The organism is Streptomyces sp. MBT53 (assembly GCF_016654115.1).
GTDB lineage: Bacteria > Actinomycetota > Actinomycetes > Streptomycetales > Streptomycetaceae > Streptomyces.
This window is the reverse complement of record NZ_JAEQAZ010000083.1, coordinates 1-20,128: the sequence shown is the minus strand read 5'-3', so window position 1 is coordinate 20,128 and position 20,128 is coordinate 1. Positions and strand designations below refer to the sequence as shown.

Annotated in this window: 18 protein-coding genes; 7 read left to right on the top strand and 11 right to left on the bottom strand. The window is 72.3% G+C overall.

Annotated elements, in window-relative coordinates:
- The first annotated feature begins 63 nt into the window (after window positions 1-63).
- Window positions 64-993, top strand: coding sequence for an anti-sigma factor RsbA family regulatory protein (locus JHN45_RS27465; protein WP_200711835.1), 930 nt, complete (start codon window positions 64-66; stop codon window positions 991-993).
- 4 nt (window positions 994-997) lie between these two features.
- Here JHN45_RS27465 and JHN45_RS27460 read toward each other — a convergent pair whose 3' ends face one another.
- From JHN45_RS27460 to JHN45_RS27435, 6 genes are all read right to left on the bottom strand, one after another.
- Window positions 998-1,360 (bottom strand): STAS domain-containing protein, encoded by a 363-nt coding sequence (locus tag JHN45_RS27460; protein ID WP_200711834.1) that lies wholly within the window; start codon window positions 1,358-1,360, stop codon window positions 998-1,000.
- Window positions 1,357-2,634 (bottom strand): PP2C family protein-serine/threonine phosphatase, encoded by a 1,278-nt coding sequence (locus JHN45_RS27455; RefSeq protein ID WP_201051039.1) that lies wholly within the window; start codon window positions 2,632-2,634, stop codon window positions 1,357-1,359. Before JHN45_RS27455 ends, JHN45_RS27460 begins: the two co-directional genes overlap by 4 nt.
- Entirely contained in the window at window positions 2,631-3,443 is an 813-nt protein-coding gene (locus JHN45_RS27450) for an alpha/beta fold hydrolase (protein WP_201051038.1), read from the bottom strand. Before JHN45_RS27450 ends, JHN45_RS27455 begins: the two co-directional genes overlap by 4 nt.
- Window positions 3,444-3,513: 70 nt before the next feature.
- Complete coding sequence (locus tag JHN45_RS27445) at window positions 3,514-3,945, bottom strand: hypothetical protein (RefSeq protein ID WP_201051037.1); 432 nt, start codon at window positions 3,943-3,945, stop codon at window positions 3,514-3,516.
- Between the two features lie 34 nt (window positions 3,946-3,979).
- Entirely contained in the window at window positions 3,980-4,855 is an 876-nt protein-coding gene (locus tag JHN45_RS27440) for an RNA polymerase sigma factor SigF (RefSeq protein WP_374192756.1), read from the bottom strand.
- Window positions 4,856-4,971: 116 nt separating this feature from the next.
- Window positions 4,972-5,829: a DUF1206 domain-containing protein gene (locus JHN45_RS27435; protein WP_201051036.1), complete on the bottom strand. Its 858-nt coding sequence runs from the start codon at window positions 5,827-5,829 to the stop codon at window positions 4,972-4,974.
- A gap of 227 nt (window positions 5,830-6,056) precedes the next feature.
- Between JHN45_RS27435 and JHN45_RS27430 the strand changes: the two genes are divergently transcribed.
- Window positions 6,057-6,719, top strand: coding sequence for a response regulator transcription factor (locus JHN45_RS27430; protein WP_201051035.1), 663 nt, complete (start codon window positions 6,057-6,059; stop codon window positions 6,717-6,719).
- On the top strand, window positions 6,716-8,080 hold the full coding sequence (locus JHN45_RS27425) for an ATP-binding protein (protein WP_236584169.1): 1,365 nt from the start codon (window positions 6,716-6,718) through the stop codon (window positions 8,078-8,080). The genes JHN45_RS27430 and JHN45_RS27425 overlap by 4 nt, the downstream gene beginning before the upstream one ends.
- Window positions 8,081-8,095: 15 nt before the next feature.
- Here JHN45_RS27425 and JHN45_RS27420 read toward each other — a convergent pair whose 3' ends face one another.
- Window positions 8,096-8,887, bottom strand: coding sequence for a hypothetical protein (locus JHN45_RS27420; protein ID WP_201051034.1), 792 nt, complete (start codon window positions 8,885-8,887; stop codon window positions 8,096-8,098).
- A 377-nt stretch (window positions 8,888-9,264) separates the two neighbouring features.
- On the opposite strand from JHN45_RS27420, the gene JHN45_RS27415 reads away from it, so the two are divergent.
- Together JHN45_RS27415 and JHN45_RS27410 are read left to right on the top strand one after the other, a co-directional pair.
- Complete coding sequence (locus JHN45_RS27415; RefSeq protein WP_201051033.1) at window positions 9,265-12,537, top strand: FtsX-like permease family protein; 3,273 nt, start codon at window positions 9,265-9,267, stop codon at window positions 12,535-12,537.
- 23 nt (window positions 12,538-12,560) lie between these two features.
- Window positions 12,561-15,356 carry a hypothetical protein gene (locus JHN45_RS27410; protein WP_201051032.1) on the top strand — a complete coding sequence of 932 codons (2,796 nt, stop codon included), beginning with the start codon at window positions 12,561-12,563 and terminating at the stop codon, window positions 15,354-15,356.
- Between the two features lie 7 nt (window positions 15,357-15,363).
- Here JHN45_RS27410 and JHN45_RS27405 read toward each other — a convergent pair whose 3' ends face one another.
- From JHN45_RS27405 to JHN45_RS27395, 3 genes are all read right to left on the bottom strand, one after another.
- A complete protein-coding gene (locus JHN45_RS27405; RefSeq protein WP_201051053.1) occupies window positions 15,364-16,314 on the bottom strand; it encodes an ABC transporter ATP-binding protein in 951 nt (316 codons plus the stop codon).
- A gap of 131 nt (window positions 16,315-16,445) precedes the next feature.
- Window positions 16,446-17,126, bottom strand: coding sequence for an ABC transporter ATP-binding protein (locus JHN45_RS27400; RefSeq protein ID WP_200711824.1), 681 nt, complete (start codon window positions 17,124-17,126; stop codon window positions 16,446-16,448).
- A gap of 148 nt (window positions 17,127-17,274) precedes the next feature.
- Entirely contained in the window at window positions 17,275-17,436 is a 162-nt protein-coding gene (locus JHN45_RS27395; protein WP_026178601.1) for a hypothetical protein, read from the bottom strand.
- 147 nt (window positions 17,437-17,583) lie between these two features.
- On the opposite strand from JHN45_RS27395, the gene JHN45_RS27390 reads away from it, so the two are divergent.
- On the top strand, window positions 17,584-18,939 hold the full coding sequence (locus JHN45_RS27390; RefSeq protein ID WP_201051031.1) for an NAD(P)/FAD-dependent oxidoreductase: 1,356 nt from the start codon (window positions 17,584-17,586) through the stop codon (window positions 18,937-18,939).
- A gap of 35 nt (window positions 18,940-18,974) precedes the next feature.
- A complete protein-coding gene (locus JHN45_RS27385) occupies window positions 18,975-19,316 on the top strand; it encodes a hypothetical protein (RefSeq protein WP_234469923.1) in 342 nt (113 codons plus the stop codon).
- Here the strand turns inward: JHN45_RS27385 and JHN45_RS27380 are convergent.
- On the bottom strand, window positions 19,264-20,058 hold the full coding sequence (locus JHN45_RS27380; RefSeq protein WP_201051030.1) for an RNA polymerase subunit sigma: 795 nt from the start codon (window positions 20,056-20,058) through the stop codon (window positions 19,264-19,266). The genes JHN45_RS27385 and JHN45_RS27380 overlap by 53 nt on opposite strands.
- Window positions 20,059-20,128 lie beyond the last annotated feature (70 nt).

Sequence of the window (20,128 nt, the reverse complement as noted above, 5' to 3'; positions counted from 1 at the left end):
GTAGACTGCCGCGCGTCGCGGACATGTTCCGGCCGGACCGACGAGGATCGAGGTGGCGGTGCGATGAGTACGGTCACCGGCGGTCGGCCCTTCGCGCATCCCGCACTGTTCTACCGGGGCGAGGAGCAGTACACGGCGGGCACGGTGCCGTTCGTCCGGGAAGGTCTGGCGGCCGGGGAGCCCGTCGCGGTCGCCGTTCCGGGGCCCCGACTCGACCTGATCAGAGCCGAACTCGGGCCGGGCGCCGACGGTGTGCGGTTCCTCGACATGACCGAGGTCGGCCGCAATCCGGGGCGGATCATCCCGGGCGTGCTGCGGGCCTTCGCCGACGCCCACTCCGGCGGCCGGGTGCGGATCATCGGGGAACCGATCTGGCCCGGGCGCACCGCCGCGGAGTACCCGGCGTGCGTCCAGCACGAGGCGTTGATCAACTCCGCTTTCGAGGATCGCGAGTTGACGATCCTGTGCCCCTACGACGCGGACCGTCTGGCACCGGAGGTGCTCGCCGACGCCCGCGCCACCCACCCGTTCGTCATCGACGGACAGGGTCAACTCCCCGCCGGCTCCTACGATCCCGAGCGGATGATCGCCCGCTACAACGAGCCGCTCGTCCACCCGCCGGGCGCCGCTTCCCTCGCGTTCGACACGGGCGAACTCCCCAAGTCCCGCTGGTTCGCGGTCCAGGAGGCCGAGCGACTGGGCCTCGCGGGCGTACGACTCCAGGATCTGGCGCTGGCCGTCGCGGAGTTGACCACCAACAGCGTGGTGCACGGGGGCGGTTCGGGGACGCTGCGGATCTGGGCCGAGGGCGAGCAGATCCTCTGCGAGGTGGAGGACCGCGGCCGCCTCACCGACCCACTGGCCGGCCGCCGCCCGCCCTCACGCGACCTGCCCGGCGGGCGGGGGCTCCTCCTGGTCCACTCCGTCGCCGACCTCGTGCGGGTGCACACGGCTCCGGACGGGACGACGATCCGGTTCTATCTCGGCCGTTGACGGTTCAGGGGCGGGCCGCCGGAGGGATCCAGGCCGCTTCGGCGGCCTGTGCGGTCGAGTGGGTGGCGAAGACCTGGTCCAGGCCGACCATGTGGAAGATCCGGCCGAGATGCGCGGGGACCGCGGCCAGGGCGATGTCCGCCCGGGCGGCCAGGGCGTGGTTGCGGGCCGCGAGCAGCGCGGTGATGCCGCTGGAGTCGCAGAAGGTGACACCGGTCAGGTCGACGACGAGCTGCTGGCCGTCCTGGAGCACGAGCGCGAGCAGGAGTTCGCGTACCTGGGCGCAGCTGTCGTAGTCGAGCTCGCCGGTCAGTTCGACGACGGGGCCCGCGGGGGTGGTCCGGGTCTGTACGGCGAGTCGGTTCACTGCTGCTCTTCGCTGGGCGGTCGGGGCACGTTGATGGCGAGGACGGCGGTGTCGTCGTCGATGCCGGTGCCGAAGGTGTCGAGCAGGTCACGGATCGCGGCGACGGCGTTCGAGGCGGTGGTGGGGGCCAGCGCCCGGGCGAAGTCCAGGAGGGCCTCGTCCCCGTATCGGTCGCCGTCGCCGGTGCCGGTGCGGGCCTGGCGGGCCTCGGTGACACCGTCCGTGTACAGCAGCAGGGTGTCGCCCGCCGCCAGATGGACGGTGGCGGTGGCGATGTGGGCGTCCGGCAGGACACCGATGAGCTGTCCGCCGGGGGTGTCGACCTGGTCGACGCTGCCGTCGGCGCGCAGCAGCAGGGCCGGGGGGTGGCCGCCGCTCGCCAGGGTGATGCGGAAGCCACCGTGCTCGCCCTCGGGCGTGAGCAGTCCGAAGACGACGGTGCAGAACCGCGGGTCGTGGCCGTTGTACTCGTGGTTGAGGACGGTGTTGAGGTTGCTCAGGACGGCGGCCGGGTCGGGGTCGTAGACGGCGGCGGCGCGCAGTGTGTAGCGGGCCAGCGAGGTGACGGCCGCCGCGGCGGCACCCTTGCCGCACACGTCCCCCAGGAACAGTCCCCAGGTCCCGGCGGAGAGCGGGAAGAGGTCGTAGAAATCGCCGCCGACCATGTCGGTGGAGGCGACGTGGTAGTACGCGGCGACGTCAAGTCCGGGCACGTTCACCAGAGTCGGGGGCAGCAGGGTCTGCTGCAGGGTGGCGTTGAGGCGCATGAGTTCTTCGCGTTCACGCTCGGCCTGGCGGCGGGCGCGCAGCAGTTCCGTCTCGTAGGCGCGGCGGTCGCGGGCGTCGAAGACGGTGGTGCGGATCAGCAGCGGCCGGCCGTCGCCGCCGGTCTTGACCGTGGACGTGACCAGCACGGGCAGCCGGCCTCCGTCGGTCGTCCGCAGCTCCAGGGCGATCCCGCTGACCTCGCCCTGGATGCGCAGCAGCGGGGCGAAGTGGGTCTCGTGGTAGAGCCGGCCGCCCACGGTCAGCAGGTCGGAGAAGGTCCTACGGCCCACCAGGTCGCCGCGGTCGTGGCCGAGCCAGTCGAGCAGCGTCGTGTTGATCTTCGCGATCGTGCCGTCCAGAAGGGTGGAGAGGTAGCCGCAGGGCGCGTGCTCGTAGAGATCCTCGGCGCTGTCCTCCAGGAGGGCGGAGAACGCCGCGTGGTCGGCACCGGACTGTTTCCCGGGTGGTCGGTGCTCGCCGCTCCCGGTCTCGTCGCTCGTGTTCATCGGCGGGTGGTCTCGACGAAGTCGGCGATCGCGGCGGCCGTCTCCTCTGGCGCGGCGAGCTGGGGACAGTGTCCGGTCGCGTTCAGGGTGACCAGACGGCTTCCGCGGATCCGGGACCGTACGAACTCTCCGACCTCCGGGGGTGCGATCGCGTCCCGGGAACACTGCGCGACGAGCGTGGGCACGGTGACGTCGGCGAGGTCGTCCCGATTGTCCGACAGGAACGTGACGCGGGCGAAGGAGCGGGCGATCTCCGGATCGGTGCGGCAGAAGCTGTTGGCCAGCTCCTCCCCCAGTTCCGGGCGCTCCGGATTGCCCATGATCACCGGTGCCATGGCGCCCGACCAGCCCAGGTAGTTCGCGTCCAGTGAGCCCAGGAGCTCGTCGATGTCCTCGGCGCCGAACCCGCCGCGGTAGCCGGTGGCCGGGTCGTCGACGAAGCACGGCGAGGGGGCGAGCAGCACAAGGCCGGTGAACGCCTTCGGCTCCCGCGCGGCGGCCAGGACGCCCATCATCGCGCTCACCGAGTGCCCGACGAAGGTCACCGGGCCGAGGTCCAGTTCACGGCAGATCTCCAGCACGTCCTCGGTGTAGCCGTCCAGCGTGGAGTAGCGCTCCGGGCTCCATGCCGCGAGATCGGAACGTCCGGCTCCCACATGGTCGAAGAGCACCACGGTGAAGTCGCGTTCCAGGAGCGGCACCACCAGCCGCCACATGTGCTGGTCGCACCCGAATCCGTGCGCCAGCACCACCACCGGCCCGCCAGGCCGGCCGGTCACCGTCACCCGGTTTCTGCTGCGCACATCCATGGGGCCCATCCTCACAGACCGCCGCCTCGACCACCCACTCCGCCCGCCCCGTGCCAGGCGCCCGCGACGACTACTTCGGCTTTCCCAGCGACCAGCCGGACACGTCCGTGAGCCGCCCGCGCCACAGGGGCATGACCACGGACCCTCCCCCGGCGGCGACACCGATGGCGTCACGCAGATGGATCCACTGCGGCAGCCGTTGCGGTGCGGACCGGCCCTGCCTCTCCTCGACCACCTCGTCCACCTGCTCCGGGAACCGTTCCAGCAGCTTCGCGCCAGGGCCGTCGACACCGTGCAGGCTGTGCGCCCAGCCGGTGGTCCACGCCTCGTGGGAGATCAGGTCGCCGTGCAGGAAGGCGCCCCCGACAGTGAGGGTGATGGGCAGGGCGGCCTCCGCGTCCTGGCCGAGCAGCCGTACCAGCAGCTGGAGTTGGAGGTCCGGTACCGGCTCCGTGACGATCGGTGCGGACGGCTGGTGGAGCGGATCGTGCTCGGCGCTCATCCGTGGTGACCTTTCGGCGTGGTGCGGGTGGGGATCACGGGGAGAGCAGGCCGACGCGCAGCTTCTTGAGGGTGCGGTTCAGCAGGCGGGATATGTGCATCTGCGAGAGGTTCAGTTCGCGGCCGATCTCGGCCTGGGTCAGCTCCTGGCCGAAGCGCATCTCGATGATGGTCCGCTCCCGCTCGTCGAGCCGTTGCAGCAGCGGGGCGAGCGTGTGGAGATCCTCGAACAGTTCCAGGGCCGGGTCGGCGTCGCCCAGGGTGTCGGCGTACTTCGGCGCGCCGTCGGTCTCGTCGTCACCGCCCGGGGTGTCGATGGAGCCGGCGACATAGCCGTTGGCGGCGATGAGGCCCTCGATGACCTCGTCCTCGGTCAGCGACAGGTGGGCGGCGAGTTCCTTGACGGTGGGGGTGCGGCCCAGTTCCGTGCCGAGGCTCTCCTTGCTCTTGGCGAGGTCGACACGGAGTTCCTGGAGGCGGCGCGGGACGTGCACGGCCCAGGTCGTGTCACGGAAGAAGCGCTTGATCTCGCCGACGATGTAGGGGATCGCGAAGGAGGTGAACTCGACCTCACGGGTCAGGTCGAAGCGGTCGATGGCCTTGATGAGGCCGATCGTGCCGACCTGGATGACGTCCTCCATGTCGCCGCTGCCGCGGTTGCGGAAGCGGCGGGCGGCGAAGGCCACCAGGGACAGGTTCATCTCGATCAGCGTGTTCCGCGCGTACTGGTACTCCTGGGTGCCCTCCTCCAACTCCCGCAGCCGGTCCAGGAAGAGGCGCGACATCACGCGGGCGTCCTTGGGGGCGACCTTGGACCCGTCCTCGATCCACGGCAGTTCGTCCGCCGCCTGCTGTGTTCCCGTGCGGGCAGGGGCAGTTGCGCCGAGGGTGTTCGCGGAGGAAACCACGATGCCGCCTTAAGTGGGAGGACAGGACGAACCCCACGTGCCCGCTCCGGGCGACTTCATGTCCGCGCGGACCGATATTTCTTTTCCGGCCCTGCCCACCGGCTTCGTCGGGGCACCGGTCACAGGCGGCGCCAGCGTGCCGACGCGAAGGAGAAACCGCCGAACAGGACGAGCCCGACGGCCACGGCGACCAGCAGCCACGGGCCCGCCGGAGTGTGCGCGAAGGTGCGGAGGGTGGCGTCCATGCCCTTGGCCTGGTGCGGGTCGAAGCGGACGGCCGCGACGAGCACGAAGACGCCCACGCCTGCGAACACGGCACCGCGCGCCGCGCCGCCGCCCACCCCGAGAGCGGTGACGACCTGCCGTACCCGGCGGCTCATCCTCCCGGTCTCCAGCCTGCGCAGGAAGCGCCGCAGCAGCGCGCGCACCGCCAGGGTCGCGCCGACTCCGATCAGGACGCAGCCGGCGAGGCCCACCAGCACCTGGCCGCCAGGAAGTTTCAGCGCCGAGGCGGTCCAGTCCCGGGACTTCGCGTCACTGCCGGAGGTGCCGCCCGTACCGGCCGCGAAGGACGCGGTACCCCAGCAGACGAAGCCGTAGAACACGGCCCGGCCGCCGTCCAGCAAGCGTGAACCGACCTTGTTCTTCGGCCCCTTGGCCAGCAGTGCCCGGGAGCCCCGCCAGATCGCCATGCAGCCGAAGCCGACGACCAGCATCCACAGCATGGCCTTTCCGAAGGGCTGCGCCGCGACCTGCTGCAACGCGCCCTGCCGGTCCGCCTCCCGGCCGCCGTCGCCGAACGCGATCCGCAGGGCGAGGGCGCCGACGAGGACGTAGACGACGCCTCGTGCGACGAATCCGGCGCGCCCGGAGGCGGCCAGCGCCTGCTTTCCCTCGGCCGTTCCCGGCGTACGGCTCCGGCGGCCGGCGGAACTGCCGTTCCTCAGGCCCCACTTGTGCGTATGAGACGACGTCATGATGCCTTTCCTGGAAACACTGGACGGGCCGATGTGCGGGCGCACAGCGCGCGGCCCGCACATCACCACGTGCCCCGGTCGGGCGTTTCGATGTCTGCCGGAGGAGGTGGGGTGGGTGCCGGCATGGCGGCGATCGTCGGCCCGACCGCCGCAGGGCGCGCCCCCGCCCCGTCATCGTCTACAGTTCCGTAGACGGTCTACAGAATTGTAGTCACCCAGGGAGCAGCATGCGCCGGACCATCCTGGTCGTCGAGGACGATCACGCGTTGCGGGACGTGCTGATGCGCGGGCTGCGCGACGAGGACTTCGACACCGTCCCCGCGTCGGACGGGGCGACCGCCCTGCGGCTGGCCACCGACGACATCTGTGCCGCCGTGCTCGACATCGGGCTGCCCGACGCCGACGGGCGGGACGTGTGCCAGGCGATGCGGGCGAACGGGTTCCGCTCCCCCGTCGTCTTCCTCAGCGCGCACCACCGGCTGCCCGACCGGCTGGCGGGGTTCTCGGCCGGCGGCGACGACTATCTGTCCAAGCCCTTCCATCTAGCCGAACTCGCCGCCCGGCTGCGGGCGGCCCTCAAGCGGGCCGCGCCGCCGCCCGCCGCCACGGCGGGAGACCTGGTGCTGGACGCCGTCCGGCACACGGTCGACGTCCGGGGATCGCGGGTCGATCTGACACCGACCGAGTTCCGGCTGCTGGCCGCGCTCATGGCGGCGCACGGCGGGATCGTCAGCCGCCGCGAACTGGTCCGGGCGGGCTGGCCCGAAGGGGCCCGGGTGCACGACAACACCCTCGACCAGTACCTGACCCGACTGCGCCGCAAGCTGCGCGAGGCCGGCAGCGGGCGGACGATCGGCACGGCTCGCGGGATCGGGCATCACCTGGCATGAGCGGTGTCCTTCGCCGGCAGCACATGAGCGTCCTCCTGCGCCGTGCGGCTCCCCGTACGCTGCGCGGCCGGCTCTCGCTCGTGGCGCTCGTCACGGCCACGCTGCTGATGCTGGTCCTGACCGTCGCCTTCAACGCCGTGGCCGGCCACCGCCTCCAGCACCAGGCCGACGACGAGCTGCGCACCCGTGCCGCCGCCGTCGCGACCACGATCGACACCAGCGGCTCGACGGCGCGCGTCCTGGAGACCTCCCACGACGACCTCCTCGACGCCGACGTGTGGATCTACTCCGGGCGGCGACTGCTGGAGGCGCCGCCGGCCTCGGGCTCCCTGACCCGGGTCGCCGACGCGCTCGCCGGGCGTGGCGGGCAGCGGTGCGTCACCACCGACGTCCACGGGCCGCTGCGCCTGTGCTCCCGTCCGATCTCCGGCGGCGCCACCGTCGTCACCGCGCTGGACCTCTCCCCGTACCGGAGTTCGGCCGACACCCTGCTCCTGGGATCACTCGCCCTGGACGCCGTCATGCTCGCCTGCACCTACGTCCTGACCCGGCTGGCGGTCGGCCGCGCCCTGCGTCCCGTGCGCACGATGACCGACCAGGCCGGCCAGTGGAGCGCCGTGGCCTCCGGGGAACGCTTCGGCAGCATGCGGCATCCGGCCGAACTCACCCGTCTCGGCGCGTCGTTGGACGCGTTACTCGACCGCATCCGCACCCTGCTGCGCCACGAGCGGCAGCTCACCGGGGAACTCTCGCACGAACTGCGCACGCCTCTGAGCCGGATCATCGCCGAGCTCGACTGGTGGCGGGCCCGCCCCCGCACGGCCGACCAGACCCTCGCCAGTCACCAGGTCATCGCGGAGGCCGCCGAGTCCATGCGGACCATCTGCGACACCCTCCTGGCCGACGCACGCGACGGCACACTCACCGCACCGGGCACCGCGGAGACCCTGCCCACGCTACGCCGACTGGCCGAAGTCCCTTACCCGCAGGGCCACTTGACGGTCACCGTCGACGGCCCGCCCCTGGTGGCCGGAGTGCCGCCCGCCCTTCTCGAACGCATCGTGAGCCCGCTCCTCGCCAACGCGTGCCGCTACGCCCGTTCCGCCGTCTCCGTCCGCGTGCACCGCACAGCCGACGGAGTGGGCGTCGACGTCGTCGACGACGGGCCCGGCGTACCGCGCGCGTTCTCCGGGCTGCTCTTCGAGCCCGGCCGACGGGCGGATCCGGCCGACGGCCACGGCGGGGCGGGCCTCGGTCTGCCCCTGGCCCGGCGCCTCGCCCGCTCGGCCGGCGGCGAGGTGACGTACGACGCCGGGTACACGCCCGGGGCACGGTTCGTGGTCACGCTGCCCGCAGGGTGACCACGAACGCGTCCCTCAGCTCACGGCGCCCTGGCCAACGTCCTTGCGGGAGAACGCCAGGTACCCCACGAAACCGAGGATGGCCACCGTCCAGGACAGCGTGACCGGGCCGAGCCCCATGGCGAGGCCGCCCCGGCTGTGGCTCAGGGCCATCCAGTCGGCGACGGACGCCCCGAGCGGGCGGGTGATGACGTACGCCGTCCAGAACGCGGCCACCGCGTTCAGGGCGCCCCACCGGTGGGCGATTGCCGGAACGGCGATCGCGACGGCGTAGAGGACGGCGGAGCCCAGGTAGCCGAGGCCGATCGTGGCGGTGAGGTCCCCGGCGGCGGTGCCCAGGGCGAAGGTGGCCAACACCGTGGCCCAGTAGAAGAGTTCGCGGCGCCGGGTGTGGATGCTGTGGATGGACAGGGTGCCTTCGGAGCGGTACCAGAGGGCGAAGACCGCGGCCAGCGCGACCATGAAGAACGGTGTCGAGACCGCGTACGGCACACCGAGGCCGACGTGCAGGACGTCGGCGGCCATCGTGCCGAAGACGCTGACCATGACGACCGCGGTCCAGTAGATCCAGGCCGCGTACCGCCGGACGGCGAGCTGCACCGCCAACGCGCCCACCAGGGCGATGCCGCCGAGGCCGACGGCGGGGATCGGGCCGAACGCGTGGGCCAGGAAGTCGGAGGCCGTCTCTCCCATTCCGGTCGTCAGCACCTTGATGATCCAGAAGTAGACGGTCACCTCCGGCACCTTGCTCGCCGTGTTTCGTGCGTGGCCCGGGGGCCTGTGATGCGTGAGGTGATCTGTCGTCATGGCAGGCACGATGACATGCTGTGCGGCACTCGCCCCAGCCCCCTTTGCCAGAGCTTTGGCGCTTCTGGTGCGTGAGTTGGCCGAGTCCCGTCCGAGCCTGAACACAACCTGAACGCGACGGCCGAAGCCCTGGTCAGCGGCGTGCGTCCGGTGGTACAAGCACCCCTCCCGCGTCTCAACTGAAGCCATGCGAAAGGTCAGTTCACGGGCGCCGGTGACCGACGATTCTTGCGTCGTCCGAAGAGCGCCTGGTAGGACTGTGACGCGCCGTACGTCACATGTTCGATTCTGCGGGGGTTCATGTGGTCGCCACGGCCGTCAGGTCTTCGCCGCGGCGAGGCCCCGGTGCTCCGCGTCCGGCCCGGCGCCGCCTTCCCGTGGCCGCCAGGCGGGCCGCACAGCACGGGCTGGTGCTGGCCGCCGTCGCGGTGACCGTACTGCTGTGCGCGACGGCGCTGGCCACGCTCGCCTCGCTGGCGGGCAGTTCGGTGCAGGCCGGTGCCGTACGGCGACTGGCCGCCGACCTCGACGCGCAGGTGAACGTCAACGCGTCCTTCCGCGCCGGAGGAATGGCCGCGGCCGATCGCGATGTGCGGGCCGCCGCCGACCGCGTGTTCGCCGGGGTGCCGCAGCGGACCTATGTGGGACTGCTGGGCACCTCGCCGGTCTCGGTGACGGGCGTCGACGGGGTCGCGGGCGCGCCGCGCACCCCCGGAGGCACGGGGCTGCATCCGGTCGCCGTGCAGGACGGCGGCAGCTTCGGGCGGCTGGTCGCCGGGCGGTGGCCCGCCGGTACCGCCGACGCCCCGGCCGGCGCGTTCACCTCGCTGCCCGAGGTCAGGGTCTCCACCGGGTCCACCGCCCCGGTCGACACGGCGGTGCCGGACGCGCTGGCGAAACGCCTGGGCATCGGGCCCGGCACCAGCCTCCGGGTGCAGGACGCCTTCAACCGGGCCATGACCTTGCGGATCACCGGCGTCTACCGCGCGACCGGTGCCGTCGGGTTCTGGCCCGCGATGGCCGGCGACCTGGCCGAGGGAGAGACCTCCGACCAGGACCTGTTGGTGGTCTCGCCGTCGGCTCTCAACGGCAGCGCCGTCCTGAACGGGCATCTGACGGCCCACTGGAGTGTGCAGCCCGACCTCTCCCGGCTCGACGCGGGCGGCCTCACCGCCCTCGGCGACCGGCTGCGTGCCTTCTCCGGCAGCCAGAGCGGCGTGTCGGTGTTCGGCGGGCACCAGCCCTCGCTGGCCGATGTGACGGTGGCCTCCGGACTGCCGGGCGCCATCGACGAGTTGACGGTGCCGACGGTGGCCGCCCGGTCCTCGCTGTACCTGCCCAGCGTGCTCCTGGCGGTCCTCGCCCTGGCCACCCTGGTGCTGGCCGCCCGCGAGCTGACCGTGCGCCGGCGCGAGGAACTGGCGCTCCAGCAGGCCAGAGGCGCCGGCACCCCGAGGCTGCTGCGCGGTGCCGCGGCCGAGTGGGCGCTCACCGGTGTCCCGGCCGCCGTGGCCGCCCCCTTCCTGGCCGGGCTGCTGCACCCCGGCCGGCGGGGCACCGACGCCTGGGCCGCCGTAGGGCTGACCCTGCTCGTGCACGCGGCGGCCGTACTGCTGCCCGTGCTGCCGTCGGCCCGGTCGCGGCCGACCCGTGGCGCACGGGCCGCCGCCGCCCAGCGGCTGGGCGCCGACCTGGCCCTGCTGGCCGTCGCGACCCTGGGCTATCTGGAGCTACGGCGGCACCACTCGCTGATCTCCGACGTGGGCACGGGCAGCGCCTCCGCGGACCCGGTGCTGGTCCTGGTGCCGACTCTGGTGGCCGGTGCCGCCGCGCTCCTGCTGCTGCGGCTGCTGCCGCTGACCTCGCTGCTGCTGGACGCGTTCGGCCGGCGTGGTCGGGGTCTCGTACTCCCGCTGGCCGGTTGGCAGTTGGGCCGGCGGGCGGCACGCAACGCGGGACCGGTGGTGCTGATGTGCCTGGCCATGTCGGTGAGCGCCTTCGCCACCACCGCGCTGGCCTGTCTGGGCGGTCTGGCGTCCGAGCAGGCCGCGTTCACCGTCGGCGCGGATGTGCGGATCTCCCCCTCGGCGGACGACGGTTACCCCTCCCCCGTCCTGGGCGCCGCCTATCGCGCGCTGCCCGCGGTGACCGACGTGACCCCGGTGACGCGGACGTCGGTGAACCTGCCCGGCGGCGTGACCGAGGATCTGGTCGGCACGGTCGGCGGGCCCGCTCCCCGCACCCCGGCACCGGTCGTGCCCGGGATACCGCTCCCCGGGCGTCCGACCGCGCTGCTGCTGGACGAGCGGCTGCGCAGCGACGGGAACCGTGTGGCGCCGAGCGTGGAGTTGACCGTGCAGGACGCGTCCGGCCTCGTCAGCGTCGTGACGACCCGGCTGCCCACCGCCGACGGAGCCGGACACACCGTCGCGATCCCGCTCGGCGTGGCGCTGAGCGGCGGCCACCCACGGGACTATCCGCTGACCATGACCGCCATCAACGTCCTGCCACAGCCGAACACGCGTCCCGCGCGACTGGACCTGTCACTGATCCGGGTCGGCGCGCGCGACACCACGGACAAGTGGGTCACCCGGCTCCCCGGCGAGCAGCTCTGGGCCGACGGCACGGACCACGCCTCCGACGCCACCGAGGGCGCCTGCAAAGGGCAGTTGACCGGCAGCTACGAACCCGGCACCTCCGGAGTGTGCTCGATCGCCCCGGTCGGCTCCGAGGTACTGCGGACCACCATCAGCACCGGCATCCGACCCTCCCGGGCGACCTCGGACGCGTTCGGCGGTCTGTCCGACAGCGACTACGACACCCAGCCCGGCAGCCAGGTGCGGCTCGTGGCGGGTCCCGCGGGCGGTCCCGCGCCGCTTCCGGTGCGCGCCGACGCCACAGCGCTGCGCGAGGCACGGCTGAACGTGGGCGGCACCACCACCCTGGACCTGGGCGAGGGCCGGGTCACCGCCCGGATCGTGGGCCGAGTCGACTCACCGCCCGGACTGGGCCGCGGACAGGGCCATCTGATCGCCGATCAGCGACAGCTCGCCACCGCGCTGACACAGGCCGGCGTGGACCAGGAGGATCCCGCGTTCTGGTGGCTCAACAGCACCGACAGCGCGCGCACGGCCGCAGCCGTGGCGGCACAACCCGCGCTGGGCCAGGTCACCACCACGGCGCAGACCGCCGCTTCCCTCCGGGCCGACCCGTTCCGCACCGGACTCCGCCGGACGCTGGAACTGGTCCGTTATCTGGCCCCCGGATTCGCGGTCATCGCCTTCACCGTGCACGCGGTGGTCTCCACCCGGCAGCGCCGCAAGGAGTTCGCCCTGCTGCGCGCGATCGGCGTCCGCGCCAAGAGCCTCTCCGCGCTGCTGGGCACCGAGCAGCTGAGTCTGGCGCTGTTCGCGGTGGTCCCGGGTGCGCTGATGGGCATGGCGCTGGCCGCGGCGGTGCTGCCGCTCGTCACCGTGGACGACAGCGGACAGGCCCCCTATCCGCCACTGCCGCAGATCATCCCCTGGGGCACCGTCGCGCTGACCGCGCTGGCGACCGCGCTCGCCATCAGCGCGGTCGTCCTGACACTGGCCCGGTTGCTGTCCCGGGTGGACCTGGTGCGTGTGCTGCGAGCGGGGGAAGACCGTTGAGCCGTACGGCCAAAAACGTGTCGGTGACGCGCCGTCTGATCCGCAAGGAGACCCGAGGCGACCTGCCCCTGCTGGCCTGCCTCGCCGTGCTGGTCCTGGCCCTGACGGCACTGTGCGCCTGGGCCCCCGCCTTCGCGGGCGGCCAGGAGGACCGGGCGCTACGACAGCGGGTCGACGCGGCACAGTCCCAGGCGCCGCTGATCAGCCTGAGCACCACACCGGAGGTCTTCAACACCCAGCCGCCCGCCGTGGACATGGCCACCCTGCTCGGCGCGGGCCGCACCCTCACCCAACAGCTCGGCGGCGGGGCAGCCCGGCACGTGGCCTTCACCGGCGGCGGCAGCTACGACTACGACCAGGCGTCCCTGCTCTCACCGCGACCGCCGGGACCGGCGAACACCAGCACCGAGCTGACGGTCAGCTATCTGCCGTCCGCGCGGGCCCATCTGCGCTACGTCAGCGGCCACGCGCCGGCCGACCGCACACCGTTGGCCACCGCGCCCCAGATCGGGTTGTCGGAGACCACCGCGCGGGCGCTGGGGGTCCGGGTCGGCAGTCGGCTGACGCTTGCGTTCGCCAAGACGCCCGGCGTGCAGAACGCCCCGCCCCAGGCGGAGTTGCGGGTGAGCGGGGTCTATCGCACCACGGCCGCGACCGACGGTTTCTGGACCGGCCGGGAGACCCTGGACCAGCCGTCGCGCCACCCACAGGAGCGTTCCGCGGGCACCGTGCTCGCCGTCCGCGGTCTCGTCGGCCTGGACGCCGCCGACCTGCTGGCCGGCGCCGGAGTGGGCGGCCCACGCGTGACCTGGGAGTTGCGCGCCGACCTGTCCGGGGCGGCGCTCGACCGGGCCCGCGCCCTGACCGGGCCGCTGTCCCAGTACAGCGCGGACCTGAGCGCCGCCCTGTGCCAGGGAGTCGACCCGGTCACGGGCGACATCGCCTGCCAGGTCGGCGGCCAGATGACCGGGCCCCTATTGCTGGCCGACTTCCTGACGCCGATGCTCGACGCGTTCACCGCGCAGGACCAACAGGCCCGATCCCTCGCGACGTTCGCCGTCGACGCGCTGGCCGCGGTCACGCTGGCCACCGCGGCCGTAGCGGTACGACTGCTGCTGCGGCGAAGGCAGTCGCACCTGCGGTTGCAGCGGGCGCGGGGCGCGTCCACCGCGCGGCTGGTGCTGCTGCGCTGTGCCGTGGCCTGGCCGGTGGTGCTGACCGCCGCGCTGCTCGGCTGGGCGGCCGGACGGGCCCTCGCACCCACCGGCACCTCCGGATCGCCGCAGCCGGTGCCCGCTACCCTAGCCACCGCCGTGGTGGCACTGACCGTGCCGCTGATGACCTGGCTCGCGGTCCGCGAGCCGCGCAGACCCGGCCGGCTGCGGCGCACACGCCGGAAGACGGTCGTCGGCCGACGCCTGGTCCTGGAGCTGACAGTGCTGCTCGGGGCGGCGGCCGGTGTGGTCGCGCTGCGCTCGCAGGGCCCGGACGGGATTCTGGGCGCGGTCCCGGTGCTGGTGGCGCTGGCCGTCGTACTGCTCCTGCTGCGGATCTATCCGCTCGTCCTGCGCCTGGTGCTACGGCAGGCCCGGCGCGGCCGGGGAACGGTGGGCTTCGTGGGAGCGGCGCGGGCCGCCCATGACGCCCCGGCGACCGGGCTGGCCCTGTTCGTCCTGGTGTTGACCCTGGGCACGGCCGTGTTCGGCGGCCTTGTGCACCGTACGATCGACGACGGTCTGACCGCGGGAGCGGCCTGGACCACCGGCGCCGACGCGAGCGCGACCGTGTCCGGGACCGCGGCGCCCCAAACGGCAACCCCCGGGATACGAACCGCCGTTCAGCGCCTGCGCGTCCTCGACCTGGCGGGACAGGCCGACGGCGCGGCGATCCCCCAGGTCGCCGTGATCACCGTGGATCCCCGCCGACTGGCCGCCGTAGCCCCGAAATCGCCGCTGGCCGAAGCCCTGTTGTCGTCGGCGCTTGCGGGGACCCGGGCCGACGCGAGCACCCCGCTGCCGTCGTTCCTCTCCCCCGGCCTCCGGGCGAGGGAGCGCACCGGCGGCTTCACCACCACGGTGGTGACACCGGGGCGGCCTCCGGTGGACCTGACCCTCAAGCCGGTCGGCACCCTGACCGCCGCGCAACTCGACGACCCCCTCCTCGGGCCGGTCACGGCGCAGATACCGGTCGGGACGCCGCTGCTGATCACCACCGCCGAGGCCGACCGCCTGCTGCCCCAACAAGCGTCTGGCAGCACCGTGTTGCTCCTCAAGGGCGGCACTCCCGCCGGCACCGAACCCACGGCACTGCGGTCGGCGGCGGCCAGGGCGCTCGGCCCGCTGGCCCGGATCCAGGTCCGCTCCGAGACGCTGAACACCCTGCGCGCGGACGGTCTGACGCAAGGACTCGGCACGATCTACACCGTCACGTCGATCCTCGCCGCGCTCACGGGCCTGCTCGCGCTCGCCCTGGAACTCACCCTCACCTCCGACGAGCGCAGCCGCACCACGTCGTTCCTGCGCACGCTGGGGCTGGGCGGCAGGGAAGCCGGGGCACTGCACTTCCTCCAACTGCTGCCGCTGGCGGTGGCCTCGGCGGTGGGCGGCACCCTGCTCGGACTGCTCGAACCGCGGCTCATGGCAGGGACGTTGGACCTACGGCAGTTCACCGGCGGGCCCGCCCAACCGGCGCTGCGGACCGACTACTCGCTGACCCTGGCGCTCGTCGCGGGCGTGACCGCACTGATCCTCACGGCGGCGGCCACCGAGACGGTGCTCGCCCGCCGACGTCGGTTGGGAGCGGTACTGCGCCTCACCTGAACGCCTGTCACATGGCTTCCTCGGCCTCGGACTTGGCCCGCCGGGCCGCCTCGTCCGGCCAGACGCCGATGTGGTCGCTCTCCAGCGCGAGCCGCACCCGCTTGCGCATGTGCAGGCGTTCGGTGAACTCGCCCGGCAACTGCAGTCGGCCGCTCGCGTCCAGGACCGCGTACTCCTCGGCGGTGAGCACGTCGACGCCGTCCTCGCCGGTGGCGACCCGGCGCAGTACCTCGGTGGAGGTGCGGCCGTTGCGGATCAGGACGGTGCGCTGGACCTGTTCGGACACCAGCGCGTCGTGGGTGACCACGATGACGGTGACGCCCAGCTCCTCGTTGGCGCGCCGCAGTGCGGCGAAGACCTCGTCGCTGGTGGCGGTGTCGAGCTCGCCGGTGGGTTCGTCGGCGAACAGCACCCGGGGCTCATTGGCGTTGGCGACGGCCACGGCGACCCGCTGCTGCTCACCGCCGGAGAGGGTGTCCGGGGTGCGGTCCCGGCAGTGGCCGACGGACAGCAGGTCGAGCAACTCCTCGGCGCGGGCCCGTCGTTGGGTGCGTCTGATCCCGGTGTACGTCATCGGAAGCATCACGTTCTCGGCCGCCGACAGGTAGGGCAGCAGGTTGCGCGAGGTCTGCTGCCAGACGAAACCCACAGTGGTACGGCGGTAGTCGAGCCGGTCGCGGCGCTTCATGGCCAGCAGGTCGTGTCCGGCGACCTCGGCGGCACCCGCGGTCGGCACGTCCTGGCCGGAGAGGATGCCCAGCAGCGTGGACTTCCCGGATCCGGAGGCCCCGATCACCGCGATCATCTCGCCCTCGGCCACGGTCAGATCGAGCCCCTGGAGGGCCTGCACCTCGACACCCTCGGTCTGGTAGATCCGCACCAGGTTCTCGCAGACGACCAGCCCCTCTTCGCGGCGCGGGGCGGCGGCCGCGGTGGCCCGGCGCCGCAGCTCGTCCAAGTCCGGTGCCACGGTGCGCTGTTGAGGAACTGCCACGCGGTCTCCCGGGAGTTGAAGGCTGGCGCTGACGCGGTGGGACAACGGCCAGGCTAATGCGGAACGGCGGACGGAGTACGCGGCGGCGGGTGCGGTCAGGCGTCCTCGACGATGCGGCCGTCGCGGAGTTCGAGTACACGGTCGGCCAGCGCGAGGAGTTGGGTGTCGTGGGTGGCGACGAGGGCGGTGACGGATTCGCTGCGGACGACGGCACGCAGCAGATCCATCACGGTGAGGCCGGTGTCGGCGTCGAGTTGGCCGGTGGGTTCGTCGGCGATGATCAGGGCCGGGTTGTTGGCGAGCGCGCGGGCGATGGCGACGCGCTGCTGCTGGCCGCCGGACAGTTCGCCGGGACGCTGGTCGGCATGGTCGGAGAGCCCGACGAGGGAGAGCAGAAGGGCGACGCGGGCTTCGCGCTCGCGGGCCGGGATCTTCCGCAGCCGCAGCGGGACCCCGACGTTCTCGGCCGCGGTGAGGATCGGGATGAGCCCGAAGGACTGGAAGACGAAGCCGATACGGTCGCGGCGCAGCGCCAGCAGATCGTCCTCGCCGAGGCCGGCCAGGTCGGTGCCATCCAGGGTGATCCGGCCGCCGTCGGGAGCGTCGAGACCGCCGACCAGGTTGAGCACTGTGGTCTTGCCGGAGCCGGATCGGCCTCTGAGGGCGACGAGCTCACCGCGCGGCACGCTGAAGGAGACCCCGCGCAGGGCGTGCACGGCGGTGTCACCGCTGCCGTAGGTACGACGCAGGTCCTCGACCACGACCATGTCGCCCATGTTTCCCCCCACCCTGTCGACATCCGCACCGTAGGGTACGCCGGACCCGACAGGCGATGCGGCGCGGAAGGGGACCGGCGGACAATCCGCCGGTCCCCTTTTCCGCTTCGTTTGCACGGGAATTGTTTCCACGTGCCGAAAAACAGTGCTACCAGCGATACCAGCGGCCACTCCCACCCTTCGGACGGGCCACAAAGCCGACGAGCCACAGCACCAGCACGATGATCGCGACCCACCAGAGAATCTTCAGCGCGAAACCCGCGCCGAAGAGAATCAGGGCCAGCAGAAGAACAAGAAGCAGGGGAATCATAGTTTTCAACCTCCGAACCTCCGTCTGCCCACCCATTCCTCGTTCACGCCCATGGATTCCCCGCGCGGCGTCCGAGACCGCCTCGCATGTCACATCCGAGGCGCCCGCACGGTCTATGTGGTGACGGACAACGAAGCAGAGGGAATCATGCGAGAGATTGTGATCGTCGGCGGCGGCTACGCGGGCTTCTACACCGCATGGGGCCTGCAGAGGAAGCTGCGTCGGGGCGAGGCGCGGGTCACGGTCGTCGACCCGCGCCCGTACATGACCTACCAGCCCTTCCTCCCCGAGGTGGCGGCCGGCTCGGTGGAGGCACGGCACGCCGTCGTCTCGCTGCGACGGCACCTGAGCCGTACCCGGCTGATCGCGGGGACCGTGACCGAGATCCGGGCGGCGGACCGCACGGTGACCGTCCGCCCGGTGCACGGAGACGCCTACGAGCTGCGCTACGACATCCTCGTGGTCACCGCCGGTGCCGTGACCCGTACCTTCCCGATCCCCGGACTCGCGCAGCAGGCCATCGGTCTCAAGCACGTCGAGGAAGCGGTGGCGATCCGTGACCGGCTGATGACCGCGTTCGACCAGGCCGCGTCGCTGCCGCCCGGCCCCGAGCGCCGCAAGCTGCTCACCGTCACGTTCGTGGGCGGCGGGTTCTCCGGCGTCGAGGGCTTCGGTGAACTGCTCTCGCTGGCCACCGCGATGCTCAGGCCCTATCCCGAACTGGCCCCGGACGACCTGTCCTTCCACCTGGTCGAGGCCAGGGACCGCATCCTGCCCGAGGTGAGCGACACACCCGGCGCCTGGGTGGTGCGCCACCTCGAAGGCCGGGGCGCGCAGGTCCACCTCAACACACAGCTGCTGTCCGCCGAGGGCGGCCACGTCGTCCTCTCCGACGGGCAGGAGTACGACTCCACACTGATCGTCTGGACCGCGGGCAACGCCTCGAACCCGGTCGTGCACAACCACACCGACCTGCCCGTCGACGAACGGGGCCTGCTGCTGGTCCGCGCCGATCTGCGCGTGGGCACCGACAGCGAACCGCTGCCCGGCGTATGGGCGGCCGGCGACGACGCGGCCGTTCCCGACCTCGCCTCGCCGCTGCCGGGCGCGCGCACGGTCCCCAACGCCCAGCACGCCGTACGGCAGGGCAGGCTCCTCGCGAAGAACCTCGTGGCCGATCTGCGCGGGAAGCGCGTGCGCCCCTACCGCCACAGCAGCCTCGGCGTGGTGGCGACACTGGGCCTCGGGCGGGGAATCTTCCAGTACAAGGGCATCGTCATCAAGGGATTCCCGGCATGGTTGATGCATCGGGGCTATCACGTGCTGGCGGTGCCGAGCTGGGAGCGGAAGATCCGCGTGCTGGCGGTCTGGCTCACCGCGGTTCTGACGGGCCGGGACCTCGTGTCGCTCGCCTCGGTGCAACATCCGCGGGACGCGTTCGTCACGGGTGAGCGCACGCAGGACCAGGCGGCCGGCCGTACGAAGGAACGGAGCACGGCATGAACACGCGGGGTTCTCGATTCCACCGGGGGTACGCCATGACCGCACGTGAGGAGGCCGCCCGCGGCCTGAGCGAGATCGAGGGGTTCCTGTACCAGGAGGCCCATATGGGAGCGACGCACCGCCGCGTGGCGGACCTCACCACGCGGGTGGAGGGGCTGACTCCCGAACAGAAGCGGGACATCGGAAAGTGGTACGTCGACGAGCAGAGACACGTCGCCCGCATGGTGACCGACCACATCGCCGAACGCCTCGACGCCATGGAGGCGCGACACCAGGCCCGGATCCGGCACTGGCTGCGGGGAACACTCATCGCCATGGTCCTGGTCACCCTGGCGATGACCGCCGTCGTCGTGGTGATCCTGGAATCGTCGCGCTGACCGACTGGTTCCAGCGCCGGAGTTTGTCGGGGTTGAGCATGACCCAGAACTGGGCGACACGGTCGCTCGCGACGTCGACGCTGATGACGGCGGTGACCTGGCGGCCGTAGCGGGCGACGAGGCCCGTGCGGCCGTTGACGGAGTGGGTGGTCAGAGTGGTGTGCGGGCGGCGGGCCAGGAGGGTCAGCAGGTTGTCGGCGACCGGCCCGCTGCCGTGCACCGGTCCGGTCGGCGCCCGTATCTTGCCGCCGCCGTCGAAGAACGCCGTGACGTCCGGGCACAGCAACGAGGTGAGCAGGTCGCCGTTCTCCGTGACGCACGCCCGGCGTACGGCGCGGACGACGGTGTCGTGCTGGTGCGGTGGGGTGGAGCGGGTGCGCCGCGACTGCAGCAACTGCCGGGCCCGTGCGGCGAGTTCGGCGAGTTCCGGTTCCGTGCGGCCCACGATGTCGGCGACCGTGCCGGGGGCCATCCCGAAGGCGCGGAGCGCGAACGCAGCGTGCTCGGCCGTCGGCAGGGCGAGCCGGCCGAGGCAGATCCCGCCGACGGTCCTCGCGAGCCAGGACCGGGGAACGGCGATCTGCCGCCGCGCCGCGCCGGACAGCCCGTACCACCGCCGATAGGCCTCGTCGACGACGCTTTCCGCCGATCCCGGGTCGCCCAGCATCCAGCGGGCGACATCGAGCAGGAACCGACGCTCCTCCCACAGCTCGGCGAGCGGCACCGCATCACCCTGGTCCATGTCCCACCCGCCCTCTCGCCCGCACGGCCCCGCACACGGCAGGGGCATGGGCTCACCCCTTAAGACCGGG

Coding starts and splice junctions, on each gene's coding strand:
- JHN45_RS27465 (WP_200711835.1), top strand. CDS start 64: ATGAGTACGGTCACCGGCGGTCGGCCCTTCGCGCATCCCGCACTGTTC.
- JHN45_RS27455 (WP_201051039.1), bottom strand. CDS start 2,634: ATGAACACGAGCGACGAGACCGGGAGCGGCGAGCACCGACCACCCGGG.
- JHN45_RS27450 (WP_201051038.1), bottom strand. CDS start 3,443: ATGGATGTGCGCAGCAGAAACCGGGTGACGGTGACCGGCCGGCCTGGC.
- JHN45_RS27445 (WP_201051037.1), bottom strand. CDS start 3,945: ATGAGCGCCGAGCACGATCCGCTCCACCAGCCGTCCGCACCGATCGTC.
- JHN45_RS27435 (WP_201051036.1), bottom strand. CDS start 5,829: ATGACGTCGTCTCATACGCACAAGTGGGGCCTGAGGAACGGCAGTTCC.
- JHN45_RS27430 (WP_201051035.1), top strand. CDS start 6,057: ATGCGCCGGACCATCCTGGTCGTCGAGGACGATCACGCGTTGCGGGAC.
- JHN45_RS27425 (WP_236584169.1), top strand. CDS start 6,716: ATGAGCGGTGTCCTTCGCCGGCAGCACATGAGCGTCCTCCTGCGCCGT.
- JHN45_RS27420 (WP_201051034.1), bottom strand. CDS start 8,887: ATGACGACAGATCACCTCACGCATCACAGGCCCCCGGGCCACGCACGA.
- JHN45_RS27400 (WP_200711824.1), bottom strand. CDS start 17,126: ATGGGCGACATGGTCGTGGTCGAGGACCTGCGTCGTACCTACGGCAGC.
- JHN45_RS27395 (WP_026178601.1), bottom strand. CDS start 17,436: ATGATTCCCCTGCTTCTTGTTCTTCTGCTGGCCCTGATTCTCTTCGGC.
- JHN45_RS27390 (WP_201051031.1), top strand. CDS start 17,584: ATGCGAGAGATTGTGATCGTCGGCGGCGGCTACGCGGGCTTCTACACC.
- JHN45_RS27385 (WP_234469923.1), top strand. CDS start 18,975: ATGACCGCACGTGAGGAGGCCGCCCGCGGCCTGAGCGAGATCGAGGGG.
- JHN45_RS27380 (WP_201051030.1), bottom strand. CDS start 20,058: ATGGACCAGGGTGATGCGGTGCCGCTCGCCGAGCTGTGGGAGGAGCGT.